21 protein-coding genes are annotated in these 26,331 nt (G+C 59.7%); 8 read left to right on the forward strand and 13 right to left on the reverse strand.

Annotation, left to right across the window (positions count from 1 at the left end; genetic code table 11):
* Positions 1 to 16 precede the first annotated feature (16 nt).
* The 6 genes from ACL2XG_RS01795 to argE all read left to right on the forward strand — a co-directional run bounded on the left by ACL2XG_RS01795 (position 17) and on the right by argE (position 5,323).
* Complete coding sequence (locus tag ACL2XG_RS01795; RefSeq protein ID WP_413723030.1) at positions 17 to 1,471, forward strand: MmgE/PrpD family protein; 1,455 nt, start codon at positions 17 to 19, stop codon at positions 1,469 to 1,471.
* The gene (locus ACL2XG_RS01800; RefSeq protein ID WP_410014701.1) at positions 1,471 to 2,145 is read left to right on the forward strand and encodes an amino acid ABC transporter permease; all 675 of its coding nucleotides are present in this window, start codon (positions 1,471 to 1,473) and stop codon (positions 2,143 to 2,145) included. The genes ACL2XG_RS01795 and ACL2XG_RS01800 overlap by 1 nt, the downstream gene beginning before the upstream one ends.
* Positions 2,142 to 2,804 carry an amino acid ABC transporter permease gene (locus ACL2XG_RS01805; protein WP_410014702.1) on the forward strand — a complete coding sequence of 221 codons (663 nt, stop codon included), beginning with the start codon at positions 2,142 to 2,144 and terminating at the stop codon, positions 2,802 to 2,804. The genes ACL2XG_RS01800 and ACL2XG_RS01805 overlap by 4 nt, the downstream gene beginning before the upstream one ends.
* Positions 2,797 to 3,549 (forward strand): amino acid ABC transporter ATP-binding protein, encoded by a 753-nt coding sequence (locus ACL2XG_RS01810; RefSeq protein ID WP_413723029.1) that lies wholly within the window; start codon positions 2,797 to 2,799, stop codon positions 3,547 to 3,549. Before ACL2XG_RS01805 ends, ACL2XG_RS01810 begins: the two co-directional genes overlap by 8 nt.
* A gap of 73 nt (positions 3,550 to 3,622) precedes the next feature.
* Complete coding sequence (locus ACL2XG_RS01815; RefSeq protein ID WP_410016801.1) at positions 3,623 to 4,033, forward strand: RidA family protein; 411 nt, start codon at positions 3,623 to 3,625, stop codon at positions 4,031 to 4,033.
* A 141-nt stretch (positions 4,034 to 4,174) separates the two neighbouring features.
* A complete protein-coding gene (gene argE / locus ACL2XG_RS01820; protein ID WP_410014704.1) occupies positions 4,175 to 5,323 on the forward strand; it encodes an acetylornithine deacetylase in 1,149 nt (382 codons plus the stop codon).
* Positions 5,324 to 5,419: 96 nt separating this feature from the next.
* Here argE and ACL2XG_RS01825 read toward each other — a convergent pair whose 3' ends face one another.
* From ACL2XG_RS01825 to ACL2XG_RS01870, 10 genes are all read right to left on the reverse strand, one after another.
* Entirely contained in the window at positions 5,420 to 6,112 is a 693-nt protein-coding gene (locus ACL2XG_RS01825; protein WP_413723028.1) for a cyclase family protein, read from the reverse strand.
* A 1-nt stretch (position 6,113) separates the two neighbouring features.
* On the reverse strand, positions 6,114 to 7,466 hold the full coding sequence (locus tag ACL2XG_RS01830) for an MFS transporter (RefSeq protein WP_410014706.1): 1,353 nt from the start codon (positions 7,464 to 7,466) through the stop codon (positions 6,114 to 6,116).
* A 294-nt stretch (positions 7,467 to 7,760) separates the two neighbouring features.
* Positions 7,761 to 9,233 (reverse strand): mannitol dehydrogenase family protein, encoded by a 1,473-nt coding sequence (locus ACL2XG_RS01835; protein WP_413723451.1) that lies wholly within the window; start codon positions 9,231 to 9,233, stop codon positions 7,761 to 7,763.
* A 77-nt stretch (positions 9,234 to 9,310) separates the two neighbouring features.
* A complete protein-coding gene (locus ACL2XG_RS01840; RefSeq protein ID WP_410014707.1) occupies positions 9,311 to 10,324 on the reverse strand; it encodes a Zn-dependent oxidoreductase in 1,014 nt (337 codons plus the stop codon).
* A 14-nt stretch (positions 10,325 to 10,338) separates the two neighbouring features.
* Entirely contained in the window at positions 10,339 to 11,553 is a 1,215-nt protein-coding gene (gene manD, locus ACL2XG_RS01845; protein ID WP_331123072.1) for a D-mannonate dehydratase ManD, read from the reverse strand.
* A 186-nt stretch (positions 11,554 to 11,739) separates the two neighbouring features.
* On the reverse strand, positions 11,740 to 13,074 hold the full coding sequence (locus ACL2XG_RS01850) for an MFS transporter (RefSeq protein ID WP_410014708.1): 1,335 nt from the start codon (positions 13,072 to 13,074) through the stop codon (positions 11,740 to 11,742).
* A 191-nt stretch (positions 13,075 to 13,265) separates the two neighbouring features.
* Positions 13,266 to 14,567, reverse strand: a complete 1,302-nt coding sequence (locus tag ACL2XG_RS01855; protein ID WP_413723027.1) for an anaerobic C4-dicarboxylate transporter — start codon at positions 14,565 to 14,567, stop codon at positions 13,266 to 13,268.
* Positions 14,568 to 15,168: 601 nt separating this feature from the next.
* Positions 15,169 to 15,747, reverse strand: coding sequence for a DUF1349 domain-containing protein (locus ACL2XG_RS01860; RefSeq protein ID WP_413723450.1), 579 nt, complete (start codon positions 15,745 to 15,747; stop codon positions 15,169 to 15,171).
* 69 nt (positions 15,748 to 15,816) lie between these two features.
* Positions 15,817 to 16,692, reverse strand: coding sequence for an EamA family transporter (locus ACL2XG_RS01865; protein WP_410014710.1), 876 nt, complete (start codon positions 16,690 to 16,692; stop codon positions 15,817 to 15,819).
* Positions 16,693 to 16,760: 68 nt separating this feature from the next.
* Positions 16,761 to 17,516, reverse strand: a complete 756-nt coding sequence (locus tag ACL2XG_RS01870) for a DUF2461 domain-containing protein (protein WP_410014711.1) — start codon at positions 17,514 to 17,516, stop codon at positions 16,761 to 16,763.
* Positions 17,517 to 18,000: 484 nt separating this feature from the next.
* On the opposite strand from ACL2XG_RS01870, the gene ACL2XG_RS01875 reads away from it, so the two are divergent.
* Positions 18,001 to 19,455, forward strand: coding sequence for a DASS family sodium-coupled anion symporter (locus tag ACL2XG_RS01875; protein WP_410014712.1), 1,455 nt, complete (start codon positions 18,001 to 18,003; stop codon positions 19,453 to 19,455).
* Positions 19,456 to 19,536: 81 nt separating this feature from the next.
* On the opposite strand, the gene ACL2XG_RS01880 is transcribed toward ACL2XG_RS01875, so the two are convergent.
* From ACL2XG_RS01880 to ACL2XG_RS01890, 3 genes are all read right to left on the reverse strand, one after another.
* Positions 19,537 to 20,967 (reverse strand): EmmdR/YeeO family multidrug/toxin efflux MATE transporter, encoded by a 1,431-nt coding sequence (locus tag ACL2XG_RS01880; RefSeq protein WP_410014713.1) that lies wholly within the window; start codon positions 20,965 to 20,967, stop codon positions 19,537 to 19,539.
* A 110-nt stretch (positions 20,968 to 21,077) separates the two neighbouring features.
* Positions 21,078 to 21,974 (reverse strand): Kdo hydroxylase family protein, encoded by an 897-nt coding sequence (locus ACL2XG_RS01885; protein ID WP_413723026.1) that lies wholly within the window; start codon positions 21,972 to 21,974, stop codon positions 21,078 to 21,080.
* Between the two features lie 367 nt (positions 21,975 to 22,341).
* Positions 22,342 to 23,259, reverse strand: coding sequence for an alpha/beta fold hydrolase (locus ACL2XG_RS01890; RefSeq protein WP_413723025.1), 918 nt, complete (start codon positions 23,257 to 23,259; stop codon positions 22,342 to 22,344).
* Positions 23,260 to 23,870: 611 nt separating this feature from the next.
* On the opposite strand from ACL2XG_RS01890, the gene dmsA reads away from it, so the two are divergent.
* Complete coding sequence (gene dmsA, locus ACL2XG_RS01895; protein ID WP_413723024.1) at positions 23,871 to 26,324, forward strand: dimethylsulfoxide reductase subunit A; 2,454 nt, start codon at positions 23,871 to 23,873, stop codon at positions 26,322 to 26,324.
* The last annotated feature ends 7 nt before the right edge of the window (positions 26,325 to 26,331 follow it).

Here is a 26,331-nt window from a genome sequence, read left to right on the forward strand (position 1 = left end):
GGCAGGAGCGGACATTATGACAACGACAGGTAATCCGGTTTGGCCAGAGCGGGGTGATAAACCCGGCGGGGCGGCCGTAGAAGTTGCCGCGCCGGGCGACACCCGGCCGCTGGCGCAGTGGGTGGCGGCCCTGGTTCCCGGGGAGATTCCGCAAGCGGTGAGCCGGGTGGCGCTGCGCTGCCTGGTAGACACCCTGGGCGTGATGCTGGCGGGTTCGGTTACCCCCGTCGCCGGCCGCGCCCGGCGGTTAACGGCGCAGACCTCGGCCGACGGCCACGCGGCGGTGGCGGGCGCCTCCCGGCGTCTTGCGGCGCCGGCGGCGGCGTTTGCCAATGGCGTCGCCGCCCACGCCCTCGATTTTGACGATAACTGTTATGCCGGATTTGTCCATGGCTCGGCGGTGATCGCGCCGGCGGCGCTGGCGGTGGCGCAGGCGCGCCATGCCGACGGCGCGGCGTTGCTGACCGCGCTGGTGGCCGGGGCGGAGTGCCAGTACCGCGTCGGCATGGCCCTTGGCCGCACCCTTTACGATCGCGGCTGGTGGACCACCGGCCTGCTTGGGGGCATCGGCGCGTGCGCGGCGGCCGCCAAACTGCTGGCGCTGGATGTGGACGCCACCGCGCATGCGTTAGGATTGGCGATTGCCGGCGCCGGCGGCATGAAATGCGCGTTTGGCAGCGACGCCAAACCACTGTTGGCGGGGCGCGCCGCCGAGGGCGGCGTGACGGCGGCGCTGCTGGCGCAACAGGGCGCGAACGGTCCCGCCGGCGCGCTGTCCCATGGCTACGGACTGGCGGCCCTGTGCAACAACGGCGAACTTGACGCCGGATGGCTGGCGCCGGGGGACGGACGCTGGTGCCTGCTGGCGCCGGGAGTGGATGTTAAACGCATCCCGGTCTGCCTCTCCTCACACGCGGCGGTGGACGGCGTGCTGGATCTGGCGAGGCGCCACCGGCTGGAACCGGACCAGATAGCCGGCATCGCCTGCGATGTGCCGCCGGTAGTCATGGCGAACCTGATCTACCCGCAGCCGCGCACCGCCCAGCAAGCGCAGTTTAGCCTGCCCTTCGCCATCGCGGCGTCGTTACTGTTCGGCGAACTGACCCTGGACCATCTGGACGACGGACTGATGACGGATAAGACCCTCATTGACCTGATGAGCCGGGTGAGCATGACCAGCGGCGCGCGCTGGGCCGACCCTGCGCTGTTCACCGACGCCCCGGAAGGCGCGGACGTGACGATAACCCTGCGCGACGGCGCTAAATTGCAGTGTTTTGTCGCCAAGGCCGCCGGCAGCGCCGCCCGCCCGCTGGAAGACCGGGCCCTGGGCGATAAATTTCTGCGCTGCGCCGCCCGCTGCCTGGCGCCGCAGGCGGCCGGACAACTGCTGGCGAGCCTGTGGCGGCTGCCCGTTATGACTGACGTGGCGACGCTGGCCCTGGCGGAACCGACACCAAAGGAGCATGGGTAATGGTTTTTGATTTTTCCCCGATTCTGCAGCAATGGCCGCTATTGCTTGGCGGTACGCTGGTCACCCTGGCCATGACGCTTGTGTCCACGCTGCTTGGACTGCTGCTTGGCATCGCCTGCGGCTGGGCGCGGGCCCACGGCGGCGTTTGGCTGCGTTTCGCGGTGGGGTGCTATGTCGAACTGGTGCGCAATACGCCGTATATCGTGCAGCTGTTTTTTATCTTTTTCGGCCTGCCCGCCCTGGGATTGCATATGTCGGCCGTGACCGCAAGCGTACTGTCGCTGGTGCTGAACCTCGGCGCCTACGCGGCCGAGATCACCCGCGCCGGCATTGAGGCCACGGCGCGCAGCCAGGTCGAAGCCGCCCAGAGCCTGGCGCTGGACCGCTGGCAGATTTTTACCCGCGTGGTGCTGCCGCCCGCGCTGTCGCGCGTCTGGCCGTCACTGATAAGCCAGGTGATTATCATCATGCTGGGATCGGCGGTTTGCAGCCAGATATCCACCGAGGAACTGTCGTTCAGCGCCAACCTGATCGCCAGTCGCTCTTTCCGCAATTTCGAAGCCTTTATCGTCGCCGCGGTGATTTACCTGGCGCTGGCGGTGATGGTGCGCCAGTTCCTCGGCTGGCTGGGGCCGCGGTTTATCTTCGGACCGTCGCTTGGGAAAAAATCATGAGTGATTTCTCTTTATGGGACATATACCGCAACCTGCTGCTGGCGCTGCGCTGGACCGTCGGCCTGTCGGCCATCGCCTTTGCCGGCGGCGGCATCGTCGGCGCCATCCTGTTGGTGCTCAGGCTGTCGCACCGGCGCTGGCTGCAGGTGCTGGTGATCCTCTATGTCAATCTGTTCCAGGGCACGCCTTTGCTGCTGCAACTGTTTTTGACTTATTTCGGCCTGGCGCTGCTGGGCGTCGACACCTCGCCGCTGTTCGCCGCCAGTCTGTGCCTGACCTTGTATGCCAGCGCCTATCTTACCGAAATCTGGCGCGGCAGCGTGGAGAGTATTCCCCGCCAGCAATGGGAGGCATCCGCCAGCCTGGCGTTAACCTTTGGCGAACAGCTGCGCTACGTCATCCTGCCCCAGGCGCTGCGGGTAGCGGTGGCGCCGACGGTGGGGTTTTTGGTCCAGGCGGTGAAGGCCACCGCCCTGGCGTCGGTGATAGGCTTCGTCGAGCTGACCCGCTCGGGACAAATTATTTCCAACGCCACCTTTGCCCCGTTCCTGGTCTACGGCAGCGTCGCGGCGCTTTATTTTATCCTGTGCTTTCCGCTGTCTTGGTGGAGCCGGCATTTAGAAAAACAACTCATCCAGGGAGCCGACGGACATGACTGATAGTACTCCTGCGGACACCGCCTTCGCGGTGGTCGATATTCGCGGCCTGCACAAGCGCTTTGGCGACAATGAGGTGCTCAAGGGCATCGATTTACAGATTAAACGCCAGGAAGTGGTCTGCATCCTGGGCAAGAGCGGCTCGGGTAAAAGCACGCTGCTGCGCTGCATCAACGGCCTGGAAAGTTTTGAGGAGGGCGAGCTGACGGTGGATGGACAGGCCATCCGGCAGCATGACCCGGCCGCCATGCGCGAGCTGCGCCAAAACGTCGGCATGATTTTCCAGAGCTTTAACCTGTTTCCGCACCTGACGGTGGGTAAAAACGTCATGCTGGCGCCGACGCTGGTGAAAAAAATGCCGCGCGAACAGGCGGAGCGCACGGCGCGCGTTTTGCTAAAACGCGTCGGCCTGGAAGAGAAATTCGCCACCTGGCCCGGCAATCTTTCCGGCGGCCAGCAGCAGCGGGTGGCGATTGCGCGCTCGCTGGCGATGAACCCCGAAGTGCTGCTGTGCGACGAAATCACCTCCGCCCTCGACCCCGAACTGGTGGGCGAAGTGCTGCAGGTGATCGAGGGGCTCGCCGCCGACGGCATGACCATCATCATGGTCACCCACGAAATGGGCTTTGCGCGCAAGGTCGCCGATCGCATCGTGTTTATGCACCAGGGGCGCGTCCATGAAATGGGGACCCCAGAGGACATTTTCGATCATCCGCGCACCGCGGAGTTAAAACAGTTCCTGGCGTGAAACGCCGGGCGAATGCCGTACCCGGCCGGGGGCTTTCCGGCCACAAACCTAAAATCGCAACTATGGAGAACGCATCATGAGTCACACCCGTATCCGCCCCTTCAATACCAAGAAAACCTATCCCGAGCAGAATCTGGATAACGATTTGTGCCAGGCCGTGGTGGCCGGCAATATGGTATTCCTGCGCGGCCAGATAGGCCAGGACCTGGATACCCGCGAATCGGTGGGCAAGGGTGATGTGGCCGCGCAAACCGAGCAGGCCATGTACAATATCAACATGCTGCTGGAAGAAGCGGGCAGCAAGCTTGAGGATATCTGTAAGATTACGGTCTATCTGACCGATGTGCGCTACCGCGAGACGGTCTACAACATTATGGGCCGCTGGCTGAAAGGCGTGTTCCCGGTATCCACCGGGCTGATGATCACCTCGCTGGCGCGCCCGGAGTGGTGGGTGGAGATCGATGTTATCGCCGTAAAATCATAACCTGCCCCGCGGCCTGGCCGGTTGCCGCGCAGCAAAAGGCGGGGCGCCCCGTCATCATAAGCACGCCGCGCGCGGGGTAGAACGCCTTGATAGCAGCGGCGTTAACGCCGGCCCGAGGCCGTGAAACCAAAGGAGCCGTAATTGAGCGATGTCATAGAACTACTGTCGACGCTGGTGGGTTATCCGACGCTAAGCCGCCGCTCCAACCTGGCGCTGATTGATTTTGTCGAATCCTATCTGGCCGGTTACGGTATTGCCAGCCGCCGGGTTTACAGCGCCGACGGCGAGCGCGCCAATCTGTACGCCACCATCGGCCCCGTTGATCGGGGCGGTATCTGCCTGTCCGGCCATTCGGACGTGGTGCCGGCGCAGGGTCAGCCATGGAGCAGCGATCCCTTTGTCCTTACCCGGCGCGGCCAGCGTCTGTATGGCCGGGGCAGCGCCGATATGAAGGGCTACCTGGCCTGCGTACTGGCGATGGTGCCCCGCTTTATCCAGGCCGCCCGGGCCGCCGATGCCAGGCCGGTGCATATCGCCATCAGCTATGACGAGGAGATCGGCTGCGTCGGGGTGCGCGGGTTGCTTGCCGAGCTGGCGCGCGATCGGGCACGGCCCACCGGGTGTATTATCGGCGAGCCGACCCTGATGCGCGTCGCCACCGCCCATAAGGGGAAAAGCGCCTGGCGCTGCACGGTGCAGGGGCAGGCGGCGCACTCCTCGCAAAATCATCTGGGCGTGAATGCCATTGACTACGCCGCCGAACTGGTTCTGTTCCTGCGCAACCAGGGACGGCTGTGGCGCGACGGCGATACCGACGCCCGCTACGAACCGCCCTGGTCAACGGTACAGGTGGGCACCATCCACGGCGGCAGCGCGGTCAACGTGGTGCCCGATCGGTGCGAGTTCGATTTTGAAATCCGCCCGCTGCCGCACACCCGCCACCACCTGCTGGCAAACGCGCTGGATAACGTGGCCCGGGAGCTGCTGCCCGCGATGCGCGAGGTGGCTGAAGGCGCGGATATCCGGCTGGAGCTACAGTCGGAATATCCCGGGCTGCGCGACGACGGCTCCACCGATGAGCTCAAACAACGCTGTGCCGGCGCGCTGGAACAGGCGTCTTTTGACTCGCTGTCATTCGGCACCGAGGCGGGACTGTTCCAGCAGGCGGGTATTCCGACGGTGGTGTGCGGACCGGGGTCCATCGCCCAGGCGCATAAAGCCGATGAATATGTCACCCTCGAACAGCTGGAACTTTGCCAGGCGTTCCTGGGAAAGGTGTTGGGCTGCTAAGCAGGCAGCGGGAGAGCGGCTATTGCGCCTTGATCTGAGACATTAATTAGGCTGTGCGCGGCGCGGCAATAAACAGGCATTGCCGCGCCGGCGCCGTCACACCAGGGCCACGGCCCGGATGGGCGAGGCCGAACCCCCCTTGATGCGCAGCGGCAGGGCGAGGAATAAAAAGGTCTGCGGCAGGGCGTCAAGATTGGCCAGGTTTTCGATAATCAAGGCGCCGGCGCCCAGCACGATGTGATGGGAGGGATAATCGGCGTTGGTATAGGCATCCAACGACATGGCGTCCGTGCCAATGGCGTTGACGCCTTTATCGATCAGATAGCGGGCGCCGTCGGCGGACAGTCCGGGCCAATCGGCGATAAACGCCTGGTGGTGCGGTCTGTTGCGCCATTTTTTATCATAGCCGGTGCGAAATATCACGATATCCCCGGCGTTGATAGCGCCGTTCTGCGCCTCCCAGGCCGTGATCGCGGACAGGGCGATTTCCTGGCTCGCCTGCAGAAAAGAAACATCAATCTTGATGCCCCGGCCGATTAACCGCCGTGCCGCCACGGTCTCGATGGTGGCGCCGCCGGCGATAAAATGGGCGGGCGCATCCACATGGGTGCCGCAATGATCGCCCATATGCAGCAGGGTATTATAATTGCCATCGCCGCCGGCGATGGTCTCCTCGCTGCTTGTATGGAATTTGGGATGGGTCGGCCAGACCGGCATCAATTCTTCATAGAGATGGTTCAGCTCGATAATATCTTTCTTCAGCAACAGCTCGGCCAGTTCAGTATTCATATCACATTTTCCTCACGTTGACCGTTTCTTTGATCAGGAACAGCGGGATACAGGAGAGGGCCAGCACGCCGACGATCACCATATAATGCACGTCGAAGCCAAAGTGATGGATAATCCATCCGGCCGTCGGCGCCACCAGGATGCCCGCGATGCCCACCGCCAGGCCGATCATCAAACCCATGCTCGAGGCCGCCGCCTGGGGCGCCGAATCGATCAGCAGCGCGTAGGCCACCGGATAGGGGGAATTGCGAAACAGCCCCCAGAAAATCAGGATGATCCAGCCGACGGTGGCGGAGGTAATAAACATGCACAGCGCCGCCGCCAGGATCCATCCCAGGATAATGACGCACAGTGAAATCCTGCGGCCTTTGATATCGGAATAACCGCCCCACAAAATTTGCCCAATCCAGCCGGTAATGCCGGAGGCGCCGGAAATAATCGCCGCGGTGGAGAGGTCCAGCCCCACCTCACGCGTCAGCTGCAGTGTAAGGAAATTGGCGATGCCCATCTCCGCCCAGGTAAAACCGAAAATCAGGGCGATGGCCAGCAGGCAGTTGCGGTTCTTCAGGCAGGAAAAGGATTCCTTCAGGGTATGTCTGAGGTTGCTGGGCCGGCTTTGCCGGTGGTCCTCAATCGGCACCGTCAGGTTATTGTCTTTGATCCAGGTATAGACCTTATCCTGGTTTTTCCGCGTGCCGACAAAAAACTGCAGCACGACGATGCTCAGGCCAATCAGCGGGATAAACAGGAAGGCCTGCCGCCAGGTGCCGAAGGCCAGGATCAGCGCAATCAGCGCCGGCCCGATAAACTGCCCGAGCGGGAAGCCGGTATGATGCACGCCGATGGCGAACCCGCGGTTTTCCTTGTGCCACCACTCACCGAGCAGGGCGACGTTGATGGGCTCGGAGCCGCCGGTGCCCATGCCCATCATCACCCGCAGGAACTGGAAGGCGCCGAGGGTTTTGCAAAAGGCGGTGGCGACGCCGGCGACCACTTCGAACAATACCGCCACGGTCCAGCTATAGCAGCGTTTGTAGCCGGTGCCGATATAATCGGAAAATATCCCGAAAATCACCGCGCCCAGCAGCGTGCCGATAAAACTCAGGGAATTGAGCCAGCCGGCCTGCATTTCGCTAAGATTGAAATCCTTCATGATAGCCGGCAGCAGCGTGGGCAAGATGATCCGGTCGATGGAGTTCATCAGGATGGCCAGGGTGGTAATGACCAGCATCCACCAGGATATCGGATGCGCCTTCGGCAGGAACCGGCGAAAACCGCCGCCGTTATCGGGTTGCTGCCCTGAGGGGGACTGATGACCGCCGGGGGCGGTGGTATCGCTGTCTTGATGGTGCATTCTGAATTTTCCTCACGATGATTTTTATTATATTGCAGGGTCAAACTTCACTTCGGGGACTGCGGTGACTGCCTGGGACGTTTTGGGTTATGCAAAAAACGGGGACTCTCACTATAGGCAGAACAGAAATAAATATTGTGTCAACGACGATACGTAATAAGCCGCGAACCCGCCCGCGCGGGTTGGCGTGCCGGTGCGATGTTATCCGCCGCGGGATAGCCGCGCGCGTTCAGGTGCGATAACGGCCGGGGCGCAACGCCCCGGCCGGCGTTGCCGGCAGAAAACTTGGGCCGGTCAGCCCGCCGTGGGCCACTGCGCCACGGTTTCGCGGGCGCCGTGGGTCAGCAGCGTTTGATAGGCCTGCTGCACCCGTTCGATAAACCGCGGGTTGGCGGGTAAATCATCGCCGAATACCGCCTGCAGGGAGAGCAGGGCATGCACCCGTTCCGCGCCTTGTTCGCTTTGCGCTACCAGGCCTTGTAGCTGGTCAAGCAGCGGATCGCTGACCTCGATGGGCTGGCCCTGCTCGTCGACGCCGCCGACAAACCGCATCCAGCCGGCAACGCCCAGCGCCAGGTAGTCAAAGCTGTCGCCCTGGCGCAAATGCCAGCGAATCGCATCCAGCCAGCGCTGCGGCAGTTTTTGCGTGCCGTCCATGGCGATCTGCCAGGTGCGGTGTTTCAGGGCGGTATTACGGTAGCGCGCGATCAGGGAATCGGCGTAGGCCGCGAGATCCACATCCACGGTGCGCAGCGTCGGCGCCTGCTCGTTTATCATCAGCTTCCTGGCCGCCGCGACGTAGTGCGGATCCTGCATGCAGTCGCTGATGTGCTGGTAACCGGCCAGGTAGCCCAGGTAAGCCAGGAAGGAGTGGCTGCCGTTAAGCATGCGCAGCTTCATTTCCTCGTAGGGCAGGACATCCTTGACCAGCTCCGCGCCGACCTTTTCCCAGGCGGGGCGGCCCTGGACAAAATTATCCTCGATAACCCACTGGCAAAAAGGCTCGCAGGCCACGCCGGCCGGGTCGTTGACGCCCAGCAGCTGTTGTATTTTCGCCAGGGTTTCATCCGTTACCGCCGGCACGATGCGATCTACCATGGTGGACGGAAAGGTGGCGTTGCCCTCAATCCAGCGGGCAAGGCCGTCATCCTCCAGCGCGGCCAGTTCAAGCACCACATTGCGCGTGACATGGCCGTTCTCCGGCATGTTGTCGCACGACATGACGCTAAACGCCGGTAAGCCGCGCTGCCGGCGCAGCTTGAGCGCGGCGACGATCACGCCGGCCACCGACTGCGGCTCATCCGGGTGGGCAAGGTCATGCTGGATAAGCGGATGCTGCTGGTTGAGCTTGCCGCTGGCGGGGTGGTGGCAGTAACCTTTCTCGGTGACGGTAATGGAGACGATGGCGATGTCCGGGTGCGCCATGGCGTCAAGTATGGCCTGGATGCCGTCGACGCTTTGGTGCATGGCGCGTTTTACCGTGCCCACCACGCGGCAGCTCCAGCCCGTGTCGGCCATTTCCGAAACCGAATACAGCAGATCCTGGCGCTGGATATCGGCGATCTGCTTCTCGCCGCCAATCAGGTTCACCTCGCAATAGCCCCAGTCGCTGCCATGCTCCGCCGCCAGCCGGTCGGCGTATACCCCTTGGTGCGCGCGATGGAACGCGCCGAATCCGAGATGGACGATACGTGTCTTGATGCGGTCGCGATCGTATTTCGGCGTGCTGACGCCCTCGGCCACGGGACTTGTTGCTGATAATGTCATCATAATCATAGGCTCGGTGTTGAAATGAAAAAGGGACAGCGCGGCGATGGCCGGGGGCCATCGCCTGGATCACCACATCAGAATTTCAAGATGACCTTGCAGCAATGGCGCTGATCTTTCTCGAATATCGTCAATGCGGCTTCCACTTCCGCTGCGTCCATATAATGGGTAATCAATTTGGCCACATCGATCTTGCCCTGCACCATCCACTCGATAACCTGGGGAAAACGGTGGCTGTTCAGGCGCGAGGTGAAAATAGAGATTTCCTTACTGGTGATGCTCTGCTGCGTCACGCTGCTCGCCTCGCCGGAAAATCCCAGCAGGCCGATGCGCGCCGCCGGCGAGGCGAGATTGACCGCCTCCTGCAGGATGGCGGGGTGACAGGCGGCATCAATCACCAGCGTCGGCCGGATGCCCTGTTGCGCCAGCGCGTCCTGCAAGGACAGGCCGGTATTGTTGATCACCTGGTCGGCGCCGCTGTCCAGCGCCATCTCAAGACGTTCCGCGATGCGGTCGGCGACGATTACCCGGCTGACACCATACACCCCTTTCAGCACCTGTACAGCGGTCAGGCCCATCGGTCCGGCGCCATACACCAGCGCCACGTCGCGCGGCGTGGGCTGCAAAAAGGCGGTAATATTGGCGGCGATGGTAAACGGCTCCACCATGCTGGCCACCTGGTCCGGTATTTCCGCCGGGATGACGTAGGCATTTTCAGCCGGCGCGCAGGCGTATTCGCTAAAGCCGCCGTCGCGGTGCACGCCGATAACCGACAGTTCGGTACACACATTCGGCCGTCCCACCGAGCAGGGATAGCAATGGCCGCAGCTGACGACCGGATCGACCGCCACCCGTTCGCCGATACGGCCCGCGTCCACGCCCGCGCCCACCGCGTCGATTTCGCCGAAAAACTCATGGCCGATAACCCGGGGATATTTGGCGAAAGGGTTGTGTCCATGGTAAATGTGCACATCGGAGCCGCAGATGCCGGCATATTTTACCCGCACGCGCACTTCACCGGCGGCGGGTTGCGGGATCGCGCGCTGCTGGATCGCCAGTTTGCCGGGTTGTTCGATAACTACGCTGTTCATCGCCGCTTCTCCTGTTACCAGTTCCACAAGGTGCCGTCTTCCAGACGCGCCACCGGTAAATGGGCCGGTTCATAGGGGTATTTCGCCGCCAGTTTTTCATCGAATTCGATGCCCAGCCCCGGCTTGTCGCCCGGATGCATATAACCGTCGTCAAACGTCCAGTTATGCGGGAACACTTCCAGCATCTGTTCGCTATACCCCATATATTCCTGTACGCCGAAGTTAGGCACCCACAGGTCAAAATGCAGCGCCGCCGCCATGCAGACCGGCGAAAGGTCGGATGGGCCGTGCGAGCCGGTGCGCACCTGGTAAAGCGAGGCGAAATCCGCAATCCGGCGCATGCCGGTAATGCCGCCCGCATGGGTAATGGTGGTGCGGATATAGTCGATCAGCTGCTCTTCGATAAGCTGTTTACAATCCCAGATACTGTTGAAGACTTCGCCCACCGCAATCGGCGTCACGGTGTGCTGGCGGATCAGGCGGAAACTGGACTGGTTCTCCGCCGGCGTAGGATCTTCCATCCAGAACAGGCGGTAGGGCTCGACGCTTTTACCGAAGCGGGCGGCTTCGATGGGCGTCAGGCGATGGTGCATATCGTGCAGCAGGTGTTCATTAAAGCCGAATTTCTCACGCACCGCCGCGAACAGCTGCGGGGTAAAATCGAGGTATTTTTCCGTCGACCACAGCTGCTCTTCCGGCCAGCTGCCCTTGGTGGCCGGTTCGTAGGCCAGGCCTTTGCCCTTGGCCATGCCGTAGGTGGTTTTCATGCCGGGCACGCCGCACTGCACGCGAATGGCCTTGAAGCCCATTTCCTGATGTTTGGCGTAATCGTCCAGCACTTCGTCTATAGTATGGCCGGTGGTATGGCAGTAAACCATGACGCCGGTACGCGACGCGCCGCCCAACAGCTGGTATAGCGGCATATTCGCGGCCTTGGCCTTAATGTCCCACAGCGCCATATCCACGGCGGAAATGGCGGACATGGTGACCGGCCCGCGCCGCCAGTAGGCGCCTTTATAAAAGAATTGCCAGATATCCTCGATTTGATGGGCGTCGCGGCCGATCAACTGCGGACAGACATGGTCCTTAAGATAGGAGGCTACCGGCAGTTCGCGGCCATTAAGCGTGGCGTCGCCCAGCCCCGTGAGGCCGTCGTCGGTGGTGATTTTCAACGTCACAAAATTTCTGCCGGGGCAGGTGACAAAGACTTCCGCTTTTACAATTTTCATCAATATGACCCTTAGCAACAAACAGGTTGACCACTAATCAATGTATACTACCATACAAGTTACGTTAAGGTATTTTTGCTACATTGATCACATTTTTACGTTTATCTCGCCCTATCCCTCCATCGCCGGGGCGCTATGCCCGCCAACGCCGTGCTACAACACGCACGTGCTAACGCGGGCCCCCGCTTAATGCCTGGTCCAGTCCTGGTATTCTTGCTTGCGCCGCAGCGGCGCCGTCTCCGGCATCAGCGCCAGGCCTATTACCGACGCCACCCCCAGCACCGTGACATACATCGCCAGACCGTAATAATGCCCGCCGGTGACCTGCAATATTTTTACCGCCACCAGGCCGAGCACGCCGCTGCCGATCAACGAGCCGATTTGCCAAATAAGGGCGATGCCGCTGCAGCGGATATGGGTTGGGAACAGTTCGGGGAAAAAAGACGCCTGCGGCGCGTAGCACATGCTATGCCCAAGGGTCAGCACCAGTATCATCACCAACTGCGTCAGCCAGAAACTGTCCTGGTTAATGGCCAGGAAAAACGGCACGATCATAATCACCTGCAGCAGCGCGCCCGCCATATAAACGGGTTTGCGCCCCAGGCGATCCGACAGATGCCCCATTAGCGGGATGGCGGGGATCTCCAGCGCCACGGCGATAATCATGGTTTCCATCAGCAGGTTGGTACTGAGATTATTGGCCTTGACGTAGGCCAGCACAATCACGGTAAACATGGCGAAGACGCAGGCTTCAATCAGCTTCGCGCACACCCCCTTGACGACGATGCCGGGAAAGTCGCGGATCACTTCCATGACCGGACGCGACTCCACGGCTTTGGTGGCGCGGATTTTAGCGAACACCGGCGACTCGTCGATACGCAGGCGGATAAACAGCCCCACCACCACCAGCAGCAGGCTGAGCAGGAACGGAATGCGCCAGCCGAAGCTCATCATCTGCTCGGGGGACAGGGCGGCGTTCAGCGCGGCAAACAACGCCAGCGGCAATAAAAAGCCCAGCGGCGCGCCGATTTGCACCCAGCTGGCAAAAAAGCCGCGCCGGGCGGGCTGTGAATACTCGGCGGTCATCAGCACCGCTCCCGCCTGTTCGCCGCCGACGCCGAACCCCTGCAATATACGGATTAGGATCAGCAGCACCGGCGCCCAAACGCCGATTTTCTCATAGGTGGGCAGCAGGCCGATGCAAAAGGTACCGAGACCGACGATCAAAATGGTGATCACCAGCGCTTTCTTGCGCCCGACTTTATCGCCGATATGGCCGAAGACGATGCCGCCGACGGGGCGCGCCAAAAAGCCCACCGCATAGGTGGCGAAGGCCGCCAGGGTGCTGACCAGCGGGTCGCTGCTGGGAAAAAACAGATGACCGAAAAACAGCACCGCGGCGGTGCCGTAGGCAAAAAAATCATAATATTCCGCCGCCGTGCCGATGGCCGACGCGCTGGCAACGCGGCGTATCAACGACCGTGAGTCTTTTTCGCTGAGCGTTTCTGTCTGAGTCGCCATGTTTTCACCTTTCAGTAGGGGGAGGTCATGCCGGAGGGAATGCAACAGGAAAAATAGTTCTGAACCAACTACCATACAAGTAATAAATGGTCATTTTTCAGCGGCGATCACATTTTTAGCCAAAACCGCCGCCATGGCGTGCACTCATCAGCAGGAAAGGGAAAGCGGCCCCATGCCGGGGCCGGGGGGGGTTAAAGAATAAGGCTGCCGAGCAGGAAACCGAACACCACCGAGAAGGTGACGCCCAGCGTGCCGGGAATAAAGAACGGATGGTTAAAGACAAACCGGCCAATACGGGTGGTGCCGGTATCGTCCATCTGTACCGCCGCCACCAGGGTAGGATAGGTCGGCAGGATAAACAGCCCCGAGACAGCGGCAAACGACGCCACCACGGTCAGGGGCGAGACGTTCAGCGCCAGCGCCATCGGCATCAGCGCCTTGGCGGTGGCGGCCTGCGAATACAGCAGTGCGGAGCAGAAAAAGAAAATCACCGCCAGCAGCCAGGGATGGCCCTGGATAACGCCGCCCGCCGTCGTTTTGATCCAATCCAAATTGGCCTGGACAAACGTATCGCCCAGCCAGGCCACGCCCAGGATACAGATACAGGCGCTCATTCCCGCCTTAAAGGTGCTGGAATTGATCACCGCTTCGGTGGCGACGGCGCAGGTGAGGGTAATCAGGGTGGCGACGCTGAGCATAATGATAAGGATGGCGCTGGTGGTGGTCATGACCGGGGTTGCCACCAGGCCGAGGCCGGGACTGTTGATAATGGCGTAGGCGACGACGCCCAGCACGCCGGCAAGGAACAGCAGCACCGATATTTTCGCCCGCGGCTTGATCTGCGTCACCTGGTTGCCGCGCAGGGCGACCAGGCCGTCCTCAAGCCGTTTCAGATAAACCGGGTCATCGGACAGCCTGGCGTTAAACAGTCTCCCGACCAGCAGCGACATCAGCACCACGCCGCAAAAGGTGGAGGGAATGACCACCGACAACAGATGGATATAGCTCACGCCATGGCTTTCCATCACGGACGACATATACACCACCGCCGCGGATATCGGCGAGGCGGTAATGGCGATTTGCGCGGAGACCACCGCGGTGGAGAGGGGACGGCAGGGTTTAATGCCCTGTTCCTTGGCCACTTCCGCAATCACCGGCAGGGCGGAAAGCGAAATATTGCCGGTGCCGGCAAACAGGGTCAGGAAATAGGTCACCACCGGCGCCAGCAGCGTAATGTGCCGGGGGTTTTTACGCAGTATTTTTTCCGTTTGCTGTACCAGGTAATCCATGCCGCCGGCGACCTGCATGGCGGCGATGGCGGCGATAACCGCCATGATGATGGAGATGACGTCGAACGGGATGCTGCCGGGTTTAACCCCGATCATCGCCAGGACCAGCACGCCGAGGCCGCCGGCAAAGCCGATGCCGATACCGCCCAGGCGGGCGCCGAGGAAAATAGCCAGTAAGACAATGATAAGTTCGACCGCTAGCATAACCGGCCTCCCCGTGGCAGGGGCCTGATCCCTATCGCCGCCGGTCTTATCCCGCCAGGAGAAGAGAGACTATCATGGAAAAATACCGGAAAGACCTGAAGTGTGAAGCAAATAGGGCCGCTGGGACGAGCGTTTAACATGCAAATCTCCTTTTAAGCATCGTATTGACGAGCAGATCGGTAAAAATAGGGCTATTGGCTGTATTTCCAAACGGATCAACCAAGATTATTATTTCTGGCCCAATCATATGCTGTTTTCCCGGCAATACATGTCGCCAGATCACTATCCACGGTCGCGAAAACGACAGAATGCGATATCTGCGATTATTCTCACAAATTCTTCAGAATTATCGCGCCAGCCTAGGGTAAGTTCAGGCATTGCCGGCAACGGATAGCGGCTGGCGGGTGTGATGGCGGTGTGCGGTATAGGGCGGAAAAAATCCCAACGGTGCGCCGGCGTTACCGGACGGGGGGACGCTGTAGGTGACCGTGCAACAGTATGGCGCTAAGCCGGATACGGCCAGCTACCTGGAGAGTAGGGTCCGCATTTCGCTGAAAGGGTTTTCCGCGCGGGCTTGGGCCGGCAGGAAGGGCGGTGCGGGTTATGTCAAATCGTGCAGGTCTTTCGCCTGCGGCTTGCCGAGGCGGATATCGTCGAAGGCGACCGTCAGCCCCGCGCGTTCCGGCGTGCAGCACATCACGCCGGCGAACCAGGGCGGCGCGGACGGAAACGGGCAAAGGCGCAGCAGCGGCCAGTATTTCCCGTCGGCGGAATATTGCAGCCGCACGCAGCCGTCGGCGAGCGTCAGACGCAGCCAAAAACAGCCGGCGTCGCCCGCGAACGGCATGCTTGACCAGTCGGAGTCCGGCGCGGTCAGCACGCTGCCCATCATCGGCTGGTCGTCGGTATATTCGATCCCCGCTTTCAGCCAATGCCTCTGGTCCTTAAGCACCATCAGGCCGGCCTGATCGTATAACCGGCGATAATCGCCGCGCACGCGCGCCTGCAATGTGAAATCCGCGCGCATATCGCAGCCGAACACATGGCCGGAATGACGCTGGAATCCGTACCAGGTCCGTTGCCAGAAATCCGTCTTGCCGTTGGTCGCCACCCGCAGCACCGACCCGTTCAGGGCCCATTGATCCGGCTCGTTAAACCAGCGCCAGCCTGAAAAATCCATCACCGCCTCTCCCTGGGTTATTATCCGCAGAAAAGAGTAGCCGACGTCCTTGATACGCGCAAATTAAGCCTAGGTCACCACGGTTTCGACGCTGCCGCGCGCGGTGATGGCGCTGCCCATGCCCGCCGTAATGGAAAATACGACGGCGATAATCTGGGTCGGCGTCAAGGTTTCCGACAGCATGACAAAGGCCACCAGCGCCGCGACGGCCGGCTCCATGCTGACCAGGATACCGAAGGCCTTATGCGGCAGCCGCTTTAAAGCGGCCATTTCCAGCGTCATCGGCAGGGAACTGGAGAGCAGGGCGATAAGCAGCCCCATGGCCAGCAGGTCGGGACGGGTAAGGATGGCGCCGGCATCCATCATGCCCACCGGCAAGGTGACCATCGAGGCGAACACCAGGCCGACGGCCACGGTTTGGCCCGAGTGCAGGTGGCTGACGGTCTTGCCGAACACAATATACAGCGCCCAGCATAACGCGGCGGCCAGCGCAAACAGCACGCCGGACAGCGGCAGCCCGCTGTCGTTGCCGCGCAGCGGCAACAGCAGCAGAACGCCGGTAACGGCCAGGGCTATCCAGATAAAATCGCTGAGTTTGCGGGAATACAGTACGGTAACGGCCAGGGGGCCGACAAATTCAATCGCCACCGCCAGGCCGAACGGGATGCTTTCGAGGGCGAGATAAAAGCACAGGTTCATCATCCCAAGCGTCAGGCCGTAAAGGGCGATGGATTGATACTCGCGCAAGGTGATTGACGCCCGCCAGGGACGCCACAGCAACATCAGGACGATGGCGGAAAACCCCGTCCTGAGCGCGGTGGTGCCGGTGGCGCCGATCAGGGGAAACAGCAACGCCTTGGCAAGCGAGGAACCGATGCTGAGCGACAATATGGAACCCAATACCAACAGAAAGGGAATCAGTCTGGCGGCGGCGGAGGATGACATGAGACGTTCCCTTCAATGTTATGATTTAACCCGGTGACAGGCGCCGGTTATCTTCCGTACGCGGCGGTTCAGAGATCTTCCAGCGGCACCTGTTTGAGGGTTTCCACGCGCATTAGCAGCGCGTACAGCGGCTGCAGGCGGGTAAAATCCCGCATCAGCCGCGCAGCCAGCGCCGGTGAAAACAGGGAGGCGATATTATTATCCGTCGTCATCACGGCAAAGGATTTGCGATTGTACCAGCTCGCCAGCGCCGGATCCTGGTCTTTGATAAGCGGGCGTTTATAGCTTTCGCCGGCCAGCGCAAACGGCGCGCGCGCGCAGGCGGCGGCGCGGGCGAACTCTTCCGGCTGGCGCAGCATCAGGTGGCGAAAACGGTCCATGGTGGCTTTGCTGGCGGAGTAATAGCCCAGGCCATAATGAAAAAAATCGGGGGTGATTTCGAAAAAAAACACCGGCGCGTCGGTCCATTCCTTTGAATGGCGTTTAAAGGTCAGCCACATGCGATTGCGAAATAGCGATTTATCGCGGGAAAACCGGGTATCGCGATACATGCGCGACAGCGTTTTGCCCACCGCCGGGCGCGTTTCGACCTGGTCGTCGATGGCCAGCATCGCCGGGGCAAGATCCTCCACCAGGGCGCGAAACGGGGCCAGCAGATGGCGCTGATACTCCCCGCGATGAGACTCGAACCACTCCTTGCTGTTTTCCTTGACCACCTGTTGCAGAAATTCCAGCCCGGTGGGCGTAAAACCCTGGAAAGAAGACGACGGCACTGTGACGACCTTAATGTGATTGGGACGGTTTCCCGCGGTTGCTATAGCCATTGTGGCGAGTCGGTCCTGACCTTTCAACCGGATTTTCGCCGGACGGCGCCCGCGGGGATAACGCGATTGGCGCCATGGCCGGCGGATAAATGCCATGGACGGGAAATAATGCGTTAAATATTGTTACAATAAAAAATGAAATTTCCCTGACGATAGGCAAAATCAGGCGCATCACCCAAAAAGGGTTGATATAGATCAACCTAACCTGCGCGCCGTTTTTTTCTCTTTTTAATTAAAATAAGATTGCATTACTATGTTTGGCAACGTCCTGACAGGCCTCAGCATGATCCGGCCGCGGCAGTATTCAGGAAACAATTTAATAAACCGGATTGACGCATTTTATCAATAATATTTTCTACCCTGTTCAATAAACGATTTAAGGGTGGGCCGTGTTCCGTTCAAATAAGAATTATTCACAATGAAATCATTTTTTTAAAATTGATTTCACTCTCGTCAACCTAACGCAAATATAGGAAGAGTTCCGGTGAAGATAAAAACGTCTTATGGCCTGAGCTGGCTGCCCCTGGTGGTGATTGTCGCCATCGCGCTGGCGCTGTGGCCGCTTACGCCGCCAACCGGCCTCAGCGCGGCCGCCTGGCATTCCGCGGTGATTTTTGTCGCCACCATCGTCGCCATCGTCGCCAACGTCCTGCCCATCGGCGCCATTGGCATTATCAGCATCACTATTTTTGCCCTGACGTACGCGGCGGGTGATAAAACCGCCAGCGGCGCCATCGTGACGGCCCTCAGCGAGCTGAACAGTTCGCTTATCTGGCTTATCGTGGTCGCGTTCATGATTGCGCGCGGGTTTATCAAGACCGGGCTTGGGCGGCGCGTGGCGTTGATGCTGATTCGCCTGTTGGGCAAGCGCACCCTCGGCCTGGCCTACGGGCTGGCGTTTGCCGACCTGCTGCTGGCGCCGGCCATGCCCAGCAACACCGCGCGCTGCGGCGGGGTGATCTATCCCATCGCCGATTCCCTGGCGCGCAGTTTTAATTCGCATCCGGACGATGCCTCGCGCAGCAAGATCGGCACCTTTCTCATCGTGTGCATCGGCAATGTCAACGATATTACCTCGGCGCTGTTTATGACCGCCTATACCGGCAATCTGCTGGCGGTCAAACTGGCGGCCAATGCCGGCATCCATATCACTTGGTTCGGCTGGTTTATGGCCGCGCTGCTGCCCTGCGTGGTGTCGCTGCTTATCGTCCCGCCCTGCATTTATTATCTGGTTCGCCCGGAGATCAAAAAAACCCCGGACGCGCCGGTATTCGCCGCCGCCGAGCTGGAAAAAATGGGGCCGCTGGGCAAGGGCGAATGGTTAATGCTGGCAACGGTGCTGCTGCTGCTGGTGCTGTGGATTTTTGGCACCTGGCTTGGCATCGACCCCACCACCGCGTCCTTTGTCGGCCTGTCCTTTTTGCTGCTGACCGGTGTCCTGACCTGGGAAGAGATTAAAAGCGAGAAGGGCGCCTGGGATACGCTGGTGTGGTTCGCCGCGCTGCTGATGATGGCCAACCAGCTGAAAAATCTGGGGTTCACCACTTGGTTCGGCGATCTGATCGGCACCAATATCGGCCACCTTATGGCCGGGACCAGCTGGGTCTGGGTACTGCTGCTGCTGAACGCCGCCTATCTTTATACGCATTATTTTTTCGCCAGCGGCAACGCGCAGATTGCGGCGCTGTATGCGGTATTCCTGGCCGTCGGCATGACGCTCGGCATTCCGGTGCTGCCCATGGCCTTTATGCTGGCGTTTACCAGCAGCCTGTATTGTTCCCTAACCCAGTATACCCATGCGCGCGGTCCCATCCTGTTTGGCGCCGGCTATGTGCCGACCCGTGTCTGGTGGCGCACCGGTTTTGTGGTCAGCGTGATCAACCAGATTATTTTTATGGGCGTGGGCCTGACCTGGTGGCGGGTGCTGGGGCTGTATTAATCCGCATCCAGGGCTTATCCCGGCATTGCCCTGGGGGCGCCGGGATAGTATTTTCCCGGCGCAAACCCCACCGGGCGCGCGTCAGGAGGTCGAGCGGAGTTTAGGGTATTTTTTCAGCCAGCGGCCGCTGGCCAGGCGCCAGTAGAAAAACAGGCCGCGCACAATCCAGTCCAGGAACATTCCCAGCCAAATGCCCACCACGCCGAAACCCAGCACGATCCCAAGCGTATATCCCGCCACGATGCGGCATCCCCACATGCCAAGCATGGATATCCACATGGTGAAACGCGCGTCGCGCGCGCCCTTCAGCCCCGCAGGCAAGACCCATGACGCGGCCCAGAACGGCATAAACGCGGCGTTAAGCCAGACCAGTATTTTCACCACGTGGATAACATCCTCCTCGCGGGTATAAAACGCGGCCAGCAGACCGGCGAACGGCACCGAGAGGAAGGCGATCAGCGATAATCCCAGGGTGGACAGCCAGAAGATATGCTTCAACTGGCGTTCCGCCTGGCCGCGCTGGCGTTTTCCCAAACGCGTGCCGACAATAATGGTCGCGGCGGACCCCAACGCATTGCCGGGCAAATTGATCAGGGAAGCGATGGAAAAAGCGATGAAATTGCCGGCAATCACATCGGTGCCCATACCCGCCACGAACACCTGGGTCAGCAGCTTGCCGCCGTTAAACAGCACTGATTCAATACTGGCGGGAATACCGATGCCCAGCACTTCCTTCAGGATGCTGGTGTCCAGCCGGTAAAAATAGCTCTTCAGCGAAATTTTCAGCGCCGGGTTAAACCCGATCATCAGTACGTAAATTACCGCCGCCGCGCCGATATAGCGGGTGATGGTCAGTCCCAGGCCGGCGCCGATAAACCCCAGTCCCGGCCATGAAAACACGCCGTAAATCAGGATAGTGCTGATAATAATATTGAGGATATTCATCCCGCCGTTGATAAGCATCGGGATCTTGGTATTGCCCGCGCCGCGCAGCGCGCCGCTGCCGATAAGCGCGATGGCGGCGGCCGGATAGCTCCAGGCGGTGATTTTCAGGTAGCTTAACGCCAGGGCTTTCACCTGCGGCGCGGCGCTGCCGGCGATCACATCGATAATCGCCTGGCCGTAGAATTCGATACCCAGCGCCAGCAGCACGGCGATCACCGTCATCAGCGCCAGCGATTGCCTGGTGGCGGCGCGTGCCCGCTGGGGATTGAGTTTCCCCAGGCTGAACGCCACCACCACCGTGGTGCCCAGATCCACGGCGGCGAAAAACGCGATGATCACCATGTTAAAACTGTCGGCCAGGCCCACGCCGGCCATGGCTTCCTTGCCCAGCCAACTGACCAGGAACGTGCTCAACACCCCCATCAGCAAGACGCACATATTTTCGAACAGGATCGGCACCGCGAGCGGGGTGATTTCTCGCCAGAACAGCACCCGATAGGAATGCCGTTTGGGATACCACGCCGTACGCTCGATGGCGTGCCGCAACGCTACTGTGATGTTTTGCAAGATAGTTCCAGCTGTAGAAAAAGACGGGCGCTTTACTTGATGATGGTAAAAGACCTGTGAATTTGCAAAGTCTTTTTAATCAGCAGATGTGACGGGCGCTGACGCCCGGGCTAGATGAGGGATTCGTGCACGAGGGATTGCAACACGCTTAACGGTGCCCGCCTGGGATCGCGCATGGCGGACAACGGCAGCATAAAAGTCTGTTCAAGCAGGAATTGTCCGTCCATCGCCGCGTGGGGCGTTTGATCGGAAAAACAGATCCAGGTGCTGCCCGGCGGGAATGCCATCACCAACTGCGGGCCGTCGCGCTGATAGTTCGCATCGGCTTTCATGGCGTCATGCAATTGCAGCATCAGATGATCGTAACGGCTGCGGCGTGTTTGGGTGATGCCAACGGCGTTTAGCCACCAGCTTGCCAAAGGGGAATAGCGCCTGAGCCGCGGCAGAAAACGCTGCGCCAGCGGGGGGAAGGGCTCGCCGATGCGCCAGGTACGGCTTATGCCATAAGGATTGATATTGGTGAAAACGCGCAGTATGCGCTCGCCGCGGTTGGGTCGTGAAGGAAAGGCGTCCACGTGCAGGCGACTATCATCCTTGCGCCAGGAGGCCCTGGCGCGCCAGTCGGTGACCTGATGCAGCCGCAGGGTACCGGCCGGGCTGTGGCAGGCGTCAAGGTAGGCCGGCAGCAATGACGCCATCAGGGCGCGGCAGTCCTGATAATAACGCTGCAGCAGTTGCCGCGCCGTCGGACGCTGCTCCGGCGCCGCCACGCCGTCCAGCCGGTCGCGATCGGGCCGATAGCTGATATTTTTGCGTTCCGGCTCCAGCAGGACGGGATCGAGCAAGGCCTCTTCTTGCGGGGTTAATATAAAAGACAAGCGGGGTAAATACAGAATTTTGCCCTCTTCCAGCGCCGCGACGACGGCGGACGCGTCTGGCCGGTCAAGGTGCCATTGCTGGTAAGGCAGCGTCATCACGGCAAGCTCATAGGCTATTGGGTTCGGCATAATAATTCCTGGTATAAACGGACGATCCGGTTATTTTTTTCGGCGGTCATTGCGACTGGATAATACTTTTATCCAACATTACTATTATTTAGAAATATATTTCGGGAGCCGGAGCAATAATTTGCCAAGTTATTAATTGAATAATTATAATCGTAAATGAGACAAGGAAATAAACAGTCGCCAAATAAGCACCAGATAAATTTATGTTTTACCGCGGTCGCCATCACGCCACGCGGCGTGGAATGACAGGGTAACCAGACCAGTGAAAAATCGCTATGATGGTTACGGTCACCCTTATTAATGTATAACTTCCCGGCGATATATCATTTTAATTAATGCCGTATCCGTCATGCAATAAACCGCGCCGTTACAGGTTCAGTAAATCCACGATGGCGTCCACTACGGCCTGCGGCGCTTCCTGGGGAATATTATGCCCGATGCCCGCTAACAGGCGCCGTTGATAATAGGCGGAAAATTTATCGCGATCGGGATCGGCGGCGCCCGGCGCGCCGGTGTCGAGACCCGCGCCCACGCCGTCGTCAAGACCGCATAGCGAAATGGTGGGCACCGCGATAACCGGCAGGCGTTGTAACCGATCCTCGATCGGCTGCAGTAGGGGATCTCCCGCCATATAGCCGTACCGGTGGCGGTAGGAATGGATCACCACCTCGACAAAATCCGGGTTGTCGAATGAGGCGGCGGTGCGCGCGTAGGCGGCGTCGGTAAAATGCCAGGAAGGCGACCATAACCGCCACAGCAGGCGGCAAAATGCCGCCCGGTTGGCCGTCAGTCCGGCGCGGCCGCGCGGGGTATGGAAATAATATTGGTACCAGTACCGGTGCTCCGCCTCGGGATCCTGCGGCGCGGCTGAAGCGGCGATATCCTGGATATTGTAACCGCCCGCGCTGACCAGGGCCGTCACCCTGGCGGGCCAAAGAGCGGCGAGGATACAGGCCGCGCGCCCGCCCCAGTCATAGCCCGCCAGGACGGCCTTCTCCAGCGACAGCGCGTCCATCATATCCAGCAGATCACGGGCCAGGGCGGCCTGCTGCCCCGAGCGCATGACGCCGTCGTTGATAAACCGGGTGGGGCCGTAGCCGCGCAGATAAGGCACCATCACCCGGTAGCCCCGCGCGACCAGCCCAGGCGCCACGTCATCATAGGCGCGCGGATCGTAGGGAAAGCCATGCAGTAAAATCACCGCCGCGCCGTCCCGCGGACCATATTCCTCATAAGCCAGGTCGAGCATGGGGGTGCGCACGTGCCTTGTCGCGGGAAGTTTCATCAGGGCGCTCCTGTGGTGTATGCCGCAAGGTGATAAGTCAGTATAGAACGGTTGGCAACCGGCGATGATCATCCGTCGTGCTTCGTAATGCGAAATAACATGCGAGTGATTAGTATTTATATTTTATCGCCAGGGGAAGGGCGTTATACCCATAACGGACTTGTTTTTTTAAAAATCTGGCGGGTTGTTTTATTCTTTATTTCGCTTATGGCGGGCCGGGTGCGCCGGCGATATTTTTCGCCATGGGGAGAAAGAACGTCTTTATTCTCCCCGTTGTACGGTCAATAGGGCGAAAATCTGTGCGCAAACTCATATTTTAATTCTTTAATGAATAAATATTATTTAAATCCAAAGAGGGATTTAATAAATAACTAATTGAATTTTAAGTATTAATTAATTCAAGAAGTGTTATATAAAATTATATATATCGGTTTTATTGATGCCGGACAATACCCCTGTCTATCCTAAGGGTAATCTCATTGCGAGGATGATTATGCCGCAATGAATTTCCGCCGCGCTTTCTGTGTTCGGTGGCATTTTATGCGTGGCGAGACTGTTCCGGATTGATGTCATCGTTAAACAGGGATTTGAGATCTTCAGGGTGAATTATCATGAAAAGCGAAAATAATAATACTTTACTAAATATCCCCCTAACCCGGCGAAATCTGGTGAAAGATAGCGCAGTGTGCGGACTGGCGCTGGCTGCCGGCGGCGTGGCGCTGCCGTTCAGCCGCCAGGCCCGGGCCGACGGAGATCCGGCAACCCTACCCCCGTCCCCCGCCGCTGAAAAAATCGTCTGGAGCGCCTGTACGGTAAACTGCGGCAGCCGTTGTCCGCTGCGCATGCATGTGGCCGATGGCGAAATCACATATGTGGAAACCGATAATACCGGCAATGACGTGTATGGGGATCTGCACCAGGTACGCGCCTGCCTGCGCGGGCGGTCGATGCGACGCCGGGTCTATAATCCCGATCGGCTGAAATACCCGATGCTGCGGATAGGGCAACGTGGCGAAGGCAAATTCAAACGCATCAGCTGGGACGAGGCGTTCGGTTTAATCAGCGCTAACCTTAAGCGCATTATTAAGGATTATGGCAACGAGGCCATTTACCTGAATTACGGCACCGGCACGCTCGGCGGCACCATGACCCGCTCCTGGCCGCCGGGGAAAACGCTGATTGCCCGCCTGATGAACTGCTGCGGCGGCTATCTGAACCATTATGGCGACTACAGTTCGGCGCAAATCGCGGCGGGATTGAACTATACCTACGGCGGCTGGGCGGAAGGCAACAGCCCGACCGATATCGTTAATAGCAAGCTGGTGGTGATGTTCGGCAATAATCCCGGTGAAACCCGTATGAGCGGCGGCGGGGTGACCTATTTGCTGGAGCAGGCGCGCGAACAGTCCAATACCCGCATGGTGGTTATCGATCCCCGGTATACCGATACCGCCGCCGGCCGCGAAGACGAGTGGCTGCCCATCCGGCCGGGCACGGACGCCGCGCTGGCTTCTGCGCTGGCTTATGTGCTTATTAGCGAAAATCTGGTGGACCAGCCCTTCCTGGATACATACTGCGTCGGTTATGACGAAAAAACACTGCCTGCCGGCGCGCCGGCCAACGGCCATTATAAAGCTTATATCCTGGGCCAAGGCCAGGACGGGACGGCGAAGACCCCGGCCTGGGGCGCCGCCATCACCGGCATCCCCGCCGCGCGCATCATCCAGCTGGCACGGGAAATCGGCAGCGCCAAGCCGGCCTATATCTGCCAGGGGTGGGGGCCGCAGCGCCACGCCAACGGCGAGACGACCACCCGCGCCATCGCAATGCTGGCCATCCTGACCGGCAACGTCGGCATCAGCGGCGGCAACAGCGGCGCCCGCGAAGGGTCCTATGAAATCCCCTTTGTCCGTATGCCGACGCTGGAAAACCCGGTAAAAACCAGTATTTCCATGTTCTTATGGACCGATGCCATCGTGCGCGCCACCGAGATGACCGCGACCCGCGACGGGGTACGCGGCAAGGACAAGCTTGACGTCCCGATTAAATTTATCTGGAATTACGCCGGCAACTGCCTGATCAATCAACACTCCGACATCAACCGTACCCATGACATCCTGCAGGATGACAAGAAATGCGAGATGATTGTGGTGATCGATAACCATATGACCTCGTCGGCCCAATATGCCGATCTGGTGCTGCCGGATTGTACGGCGTCGGAGCAAATGGATTTTTGTCTGGACGCGTCAAGCGGTGATATGGGGTACGTGATTTTTGCCAGCCAGGCTATCAAGCCGCGGTTCGAATGCAAGAATATCTACGATATGACCAGCGAAATCGCCCGCCGCATGGGGGTCGAGCAGCAGTTTACCGAAGGGCGCACGCAGGAAGAGTGGCTGCGTTATCTTTATCAGCAGTCGCGGCTGGCCGTTCCGGCGCTGCCGGAATTTGAACAGCTCCAGGCCCAGGGCATATTCAAGCAGCGCGATCCGGACGGCCATTTCGTGGCTTATAAAGCCTTTCGCGCCGATCCGGCGGCCAATCCGCTCACCACGCCCTCTGGTAAAATTGAAATCTATTCCGCCGCGCTGGCAACGCTGGCGGCTACCTGGCAGCTGTCACCCGGCGATGAAATCAACCCGCTGCCCGTCTATAGCCCGGGTTTTGAAAACTACGATGATGCGCTGAATAAAAAATACCCCTTGCAGCTGACCGGGTTTCACTACAAGGCGCGCACCCATTCAACCTACGGCAATATCGCTATTTTAAAGGCCGCGAACCCGCAGGAAATCTGGATAAATCCCCTTGATGCGCAAGCGCGCGGGATCAAAGACGGCGACATTATCCGCATATTCAACGACCGGGGGGAGGTGAGGATCAATGCCAGAGTCACGCCGCGAATGATGCCCGGGGTAGTGGGTTTGGGCGAGGGCGCCTGGTATGCGCCGGACGGGAATCGTATCGACCATGCCGGCAGCATTAACGTGCTGACCACGCAGCGCCCTTCTCCGCTGGCCAAGGGTAATCCTTCGCATACCAATTTGGTGGAAGTTGTCCGACTTTAAGGAGTAG

The organism is Sodalis sp. RH24, from assembly GCF_047324145.1.
GTDB lineage: Bacteria > Pseudomonadota > Gammaproteobacteria > Enterobacterales > Enterobacteriaceae > Acerihabitans.